Annotated in this window: 8 protein-coding genes and 2 pseudogenes; 7 read left to right on the top strand and 3 right to left on the bottom strand. The window is 65.1% G+C overall.

Features of this window, described 5'->3' with window-relative positions:
- A partial coding sequence (locus VD972_RS42675) for a hypothetical protein (RefSeq protein ID WP_324995370.1) occupies positions 1 to 245 on the top strand: 245 nt, incomplete at its 5' end.
- Between the two features lie 73 nt (positions 246 to 318).
- Here the strand turns inward: VD972_RS42675 and VD972_RS42670 are convergent.
- Both VD972_RS42670 and VD972_RS42665 read right to left on the bottom strand, forming a co-directional pair.
- A pseudogene (locus VD972_RS42670) lies at positions 319 to 624 on the bottom strand (ISKra4 family transposase); the annotation flags it as partial.
- A gap of 21 nt (positions 625 to 645) precedes the next feature.
- Positions 646 to 918: pseudogene (locus VD972_RS42665) on the bottom strand (DUF2381 family protein); the annotation flags it as partial.
- Positions 919 to 982: 64 nt separating this feature from the next.
- On the opposite strand from VD972_RS42665, the gene VD972_RS42660 reads away from it, so the two are divergent.
- The 6 genes from VD972_RS42660 (at position 983) to VD972_RS42635 (ending at position 4,622) form a co-directional block, all read left to right on the top strand.
- Complete coding sequence (locus VD972_RS42660; protein ID WP_324995368.1) at positions 983 to 2,299, top strand: helicase-related protein; 1,317 nt, start codon at positions 983 to 985, stop codon at positions 2,297 to 2,299.
- Positions 2,296 to 2,424 carry a hypothetical protein gene (locus tag VD972_RS42655; RefSeq protein WP_324995366.1) on the top strand — a complete coding sequence of 43 codons (129 nt, stop codon included), beginning with the start codon at positions 2,296 to 2,298 and terminating at the stop codon, positions 2,422 to 2,424. Before VD972_RS42660 ends, VD972_RS42655 begins: the two co-directional genes overlap by 4 nt.
- A gap of 48 nt (positions 2,425 to 2,472) precedes the next feature.
- Positions 2,473 to 2,778, top strand: coding sequence for a hypothetical protein (locus VD972_RS42650; RefSeq protein WP_324995365.1), 306 nt, complete (start codon positions 2,473 to 2,475; stop codon positions 2,776 to 2,778).
- A gap of 246 nt (positions 2,779 to 3,024) precedes the next feature.
- Positions 3,025 to 3,228, top strand: coding sequence for a hypothetical protein (locus tag VD972_RS42645; RefSeq protein ID WP_324995363.1), 204 nt, complete (start codon positions 3,025 to 3,027; stop codon positions 3,226 to 3,228).
- Between the two features lie 177 nt (positions 3,229 to 3,405).
- The gene (locus tag VD972_RS42640) at positions 3,406 to 4,023 is read left to right on the top strand and encodes a hypothetical protein (RefSeq protein ID WP_324995361.1); all 618 of its coding nucleotides are present in this window, start codon (positions 3,406 to 3,408) and stop codon (positions 4,021 to 4,023) included.
- A 2-nt stretch (positions 4,024 to 4,025) separates the two neighbouring features.
- Entirely contained in the window at positions 4,026 to 4,622 is a 597-nt protein-coding gene (locus tag VD972_RS42635) for a head protein (protein WP_324995359.1), read from the top strand.
- Between the two features lie 192 nt (positions 4,623 to 4,814).
- Here the strand turns inward: VD972_RS42635 and VD972_RS42630 are convergent.
- Positions 4,815 to 5,791, bottom strand: a 977-nt coding sequence (locus VD972_RS42630) for an acyl-CoA dehydrogenase family protein (RefSeq protein WP_324995358.1), incomplete at its 5' end; no start/stop codon positions are given.

Genomic DNA, 5,791 nt, shown 5'->3' with positions numbered 1-5,791 from the left:
AGCCAAAAGGAAAGGCCCGCAGTGACGAGGAGGACTTCCCCCCTCGTCACCCGGGCACGAGTCACATGGTGCGCGACGTACGAGCCGCAGTCCTGCTCGAGCTGGCCTTGGGCGTGGTCGGAGCCCCGTCACCCATGCTCGGCTTGGTGAGCCCGGTGGCCCCATTGCCCATCTTCCTGCGAGTCGGCGGCTGCTCGCTGGCTCCGGGAGCGGCGCCGCGGAGGGTCGTCTCCATCTTCTCCTGACGCTCGCGCATCTCGGCCAGCTCCTTGCTGAGGCGCATCGTCTCGGTCCGATGGGGTGTGGCCGCCGTCCTGATCACGCAGCCCGTCGTACCTGAGCGCGCAGGGGAGCGAGGGTGAGATCCATTGCGGCATCCCAGCAGTCGGAGAGGACGAGGGAGCGGAGGTCGATGACGTGCTGGCCGCTGTCCTCCTTCCACCTGCTGCCCGGCCGTTTCATGCGCACGCCGATAAGGGACTTGCAGGTGGCCTCGACGTTGCCGCTGCCGATGGGCAGTCCTGCCTTTCGGGCATCGGCGTAGTGCATCCGCTCGCCGTGGTTCTCGATGTACGTGAGCGCCTCGTGGACGGGCCGCCCGTCGCCTACCACCACGTCGCGCTTGCATCCATCCTCACGAAGCGGTGGTCTCAGCAAGAACGGGATCACCGTCTCGTCGGCGAGTGTCACGAGCAGGTGGACACCTTCGTCGGAGGCGAGGTCCTTCAGCGGCTCCAGGATGACCTTCTTGCCTACGCAGGCCAGGGGCTCGAACCGGCCTTCCCAGCCCAGTATCTTCGTCTTGTTCGGGTCACAGGGCTGCTCGAACCGGAGCACGGTCACCTGGCCACGCGGCGCATAGACAAGGCCGGTGTCGCAAGCCGGGAGCTCTCCGGGAGTGACGGGCAACAAGCGCACGAGTCGGGCCGCAGCCGTGCTCGCCTAATAGCACTGGCGCCAGGTCTTCAAGTGGCACGGAGACGTGGCGCAGAGCCGCAAGGCCGCGTTCCAGCGCCGGCAGGCCCACCTCCTGTGTATCACCCCGGAGTCGCTCGAGGTGATGCTGATGAACCAGCGAGCGGAGGCCGCACGCCTGTTTGCCGCGCTTTCGATGGTCGTTATCGACGAGGTGCACGCTTTCGCTGGTGATGACCGTGGGGCACACCTGCTCAGCGTCCTCGAGCGGCTCGTGCGTTTCTGCGGCAGAGACCTGCAACGGGTGGGGCTCTCCGCCACGGTGGGCAACCCTGAGGAGATTGGGAGCTGGCTTCAGGGCTCGAGTCAGCGGCCCTTCCGGTTGGTGGACCCGCCACGACCCAGGTCAGAGCGTGACCTGGCGGTCGACTTTGTCCCCGAGCCCGGGCAGCTCGCCGCGGCGGTGGCTCGCCTGAGCCAGGGGCGAAAGAGCCTCGTCTTCGTGGAAAGCCGCAGCCAGGCCGAGCGCATGGCCTCCGCGGTGGCGGGACGCGGTGTGGACGTGTTCGTCCACCACAGCGTGGTGAGCCGTGCGGACCGCCAGCTCGCGGAGGAGCGATTCACGTCTGGGCAGAACACGGCCATCGTGTGCACGTCCACGCTCGAGCTAGGCATCGACGTTGGTGACTTGGACCAGGTGCTCCAGGTGGATGCGCCGGCGACGGTCGCGAGCCTCTTGCGGCGGATGGGACGCACGGGGCGGCGTGCCGGAACACGGTCGAATTGCACATTTCTCTGCGAGTCGGGGGAGTCGCTTCTCCAAGTTGGGGCGCTCCTGCGGCTGCTCGAACAGGGGTGGGTCGAGTCGGTCCGGCCGACCCGACGTGCAGCGCATGTGCTCGCGCATCAGATTCTCGCGCTGACGCTCCAGGAGAAGGGGATTTCCCGGCACCTCGTCTCGTCGTGGATTGCACGAGCAACACCCTTCCGGGATCTGACCGAGACCGATGTGCAGGAGCTCGTCGAGACGATGCTCGGCGCGGACATCCTGACGGAGGCGGACGGAAGGCTGCTTCTCGGAGCGCGGGGGGAGTGGCTCTACGGCGCGCGGAACTTCTTCGAGCTCTATGCAGTCTTCAGCGCCCCGCAGAACCTGCTCGTGATGCATGCGGGTGCCGAGGTTGGGCTCGTGCAGGGCTTCTTCTTGCGAGGGGCAGCAGATGACTCGGGTCCCGTGTCCTTCCGCCTTGGGGGGCGTGCATGGCAGGTCAGGCACATTGACTGGACGCGTGGCGTCTGTGACGTGGAGCCTGCGGAGAGCGGACGCGTGCCGAGCTGGATGGGAGCCCCCGGCACCTGTCGTGGACATTGTGCCAGGAGATGAAGCGGCTGCTCCGAGAAGGGCCACCTTCGGTGAGCTTCTCGAGCGCGGCCGCGGGTGAGCTCGCGGCACTCAGGGATAGGTACACCGGGCTGGTGGAGCCGGACCGGAGGGCGCTGGAGCAGTGACCGCAGGAACTCCAGTGGCACACCTTTGCAGGGGGAGCCATCAACCGGGTGCTCGCGGCCGCGCTCGAGAACTCGACTGGTCGGCGGTGGATCAGCGGGAATCTGTCCCTTCGATCCCGTGAGGCCCAGGGCATCGTGGAGACGTCCTCGGTGATTTCGGGACTTCAAAAGGAAGACCTCGAGCGCTCCACGGCGGGTCTTGCGAAGGCGAGCACTGGCCCGACGCTGAGCAAGTTCGAGCCTTGTCTGTCACAGCGGTTCGTGGATGCGCTCTGGGCGGGAAGGATGGTCGACGTCCCCGGTGCTGCAGAGGTGTTGATGGCTCAGCGAACGGTGGTCGTGCAGACGGCATGACCCACGGCGCAGCGGATCTCGGGGCATGGTGGGCCTGTGGGTGAGGCGCTCGCTGTGGGGCCCTTGGCCGCCCGCACGGACACTGGAACTTTGTGGCTGCGCCCGCAGTAGGAGGCGGAGTCGGCGGCTTAACACAACGTTAGGATTCGTTGTCTAGCTTGAGCGCTTCCGCCAAGTTGGAGCAGCAGTAACCAGCAAGTTGGAGCAGCAGTAACCAGCCCAAGGAGGCAGCGATGAGCAAAGGCGGTGGTGGCGGTAGCAAAGGTGGTGGTGGCGGTGGCAAAGGTGGTGGTGGCGGTGGTAGCGGTGGTGGCGGAGGTAAAGGCGGTGGTGGCGGTGGGAGTAAGGGAGGAGGCGGTGGCGGTGGCGGCAGGCCAGCCAACGCACCGAGCACAACAGGTAACCCGTCAGGCGGTGGCCGAGGAAATAATCCTCCCAGTAAGTGAATGAAATCGGAGCCAGCCAAGGCCTTCGAAGGATTGGCTGGCTCCGACGCTCAAGGCATGTGCCGCGTCCGCTTCACGGATCATCTTGCGCGCTACCCGCCGAGCGCTCTGCTGATGCCCATCAGCCAGACCGCTCGGCCGTCCATCAACCCGCCTGCTCGGTAATAGTGGAGAAGTGATCGTGAGAAAGCTGACCGCCGCGCTTCTGAGCGTGGTGCTTGTTTCCTGCAGTACCGCCCACTCCTCCATCCCCACCGAGGGGCAGGAACTCTCTCATTTCGTGCTCGTCATGAGGGAGCATTCTGATGGACAGGTCTCCTACGCTTGGCACCGTGCCGAGGAATTCAATCTCGAGCGGTACCTGGTTCCATCACTTCCCGCAGGCCTGGATGGGCGCATCGTCCACGCTGCGGCTCGCCCTCGCGACTGCCATGCGGAATACCTTAAATGCATTGAAGAGTGCATGAGCCGCCCGCTTCCTCGTGGATATGGGCATATCACCGCGGGGCGCAGGCTCGGTGGGAAGCTGGAATACTGCCAGGGACGGTGCAGACAGCCATACAACGACTGTGAAGAACTGCAAGAACTCAAGCCTCATGAGTTCTCTGCTTGGGATGGTGCGATGGATTGGCTGAAACGCAACCGCAAATCCATTCTCGTGGGAAGTGTCATCGTGATCGCGGGTGTGACCTTTGTGGTTGTCTCCGCAGGTGCCGGCCTCGTCGTCCTCGCGCCAGCGGTGCTCTTGGCAACAGCGGGACCTGGATCCGCACCCTACGCAGTGGGAGGAGTTCGGTAAGCATGTCAACGCTCTCTCTGGATGCGCAGGAGTTGTTGGGTCAACTCTGGGAAAAAGCTTCATCGGCAGAGGAGAAGGAGAAGCTGCGAATGGCGGTCGATGCGCTCAGGTTCATCGCATCCACCGGCCAGTCATCCGATTTCGAAGATTACCGCGAGAGCCTTGATGCGAATGCTCCCCCGCTGGTCAGCGCGTCTTTCCAGACACGCAAGGAGGCGGAGGCCTGGCTCAACGCTCATCCCCGCCCGCCCGATCAAGCATATGTGCTGGTCGCGGGTGAGTATTACATCGTCATGTATTCTCCTGAGCGGAACCACAGGAGATTGCTGCGTCACCCGGCGCTCGAATTCTATCTGGAAGAAATGACGCGGGGAGGGCTCCCGGCTCCAGCCGCTTCCTTCCAGACGCGCGGGGAGGCGGAGGCCTGGCTCGTGCTCCAGCCCGAACCGCCACGTCAGGTCTTCATCACGATTGCGGGCGAATACCACCTCGTGGTGTATCACCATAGGATCCTCCTGCGTGCCATCTACCCCGTTTCTCTGGCTGCGAAGTCTCGGCAGGAATCCGTGGGTACTCCGGAGGAGCCTCCCAGTTCTTGAGGCTTGGGGACTTTTTGAGGCTTTCTTGCAGAGGTTGTCTGAGCCTTGTGGACGGCAGCCGAGCTCCGATGACATTTCCGTGAGGCCATCCACTCTTGAACGACGTGGACAGGAGGGAACCCATGACGGGGTTAATGCAGCGGATACCCACACTGGGCACAGACGAAGAGAGTCGCTCCTCTGGAGCGCTGGTCAGGCGAGGTCCGGCACCTTGCTGAGGAGGTCCCGCTCCAGGGAGTTGTAGGCGCGGCGCGCCAGCCACCGGTGGCTCACGCCGGCATAGTCAGGCTCAGCGCCGGCCGACAGGCTACGCCAGGAGTCCTCGACGCGATGCCGCGCCGCACTGCAATAGATGTCAGCGAGATCTCCCGCCTCGGCCTGGCCCTGCCGCGCCAGGTGCGCGGCGCGCGCGAGGACGATCGCCATGGTGTACAACTCCCGGCTGAGTTGCCCCAGCGCCACCACGACAGCCTCCCGGGCGTATAGCGCCTCGGGATCCGGGTACCGCCGCGCCAGCTCCATGCAGGTCTGTGCCAGTCTGGCAACGTGACTGTCGACATACGCCAGGTGCTCGGAGTTGCGAACCCCCAGCCCAGGCATCACCGGGACGGGACGGGCCGTTGCGAGCTCCGGCATTCGCCCATCCTCTGGGTAGTAACAGGCGAGCAGCCCACCCTGGGCCGCCCAGAAGTCGAGCTGGAAGTCCACCCCCCCCGAGACGCGCAGGCCCCGGGCGTCTCGCAGGAACCGCTCGACCGGCAGTCCCGGCACGCCCCTACGAGCCTTGCTCGGCCCCGTCTCGAACCCCTCCGCCCCCAGCAGAGAGAGGGTCCGGTCGATGATCCGCCAGCTGGTCAACGACGTGATGTTCTTGGCTGCCACCCGCTCGTACCGGGTGTCCACGCGCTCGGATCCGAGCAGCGCCCAGGCCACGGCACTCTCGATGGCGAAGGTCTCCGCCAATGACTCGGCCACCATGCGCTGGATCTGGTCGTACTCGCCCAGCGGGCGGCCATCCACCGTCCGGCGGAGAAGGAAGTCACGCGACCACTGCGCACTGAGCTTCGCGATCGCCAGTGACGGAGCGGCGATGAGGTAGATGCGCGCGGTAGCGGCCATCACCAGGATCTCGGGCGACATCCGCCACTCGTTCTCTTCTCCGGTCATCA

The sequence above is a fragment of the Hyalangium sp. genome, assembly GCF_035629615.1.
Taxonomy (GTDB): Bacteria; Myxococcota; Myxococcia; order Myxococcales; family Myxococcaceae; genus Hyalangium.
The sequence above is the reverse complement of the archived record's forward strand: the minus strand, read 5'-3'. Positions and strand labels throughout refer to the sequence as shown.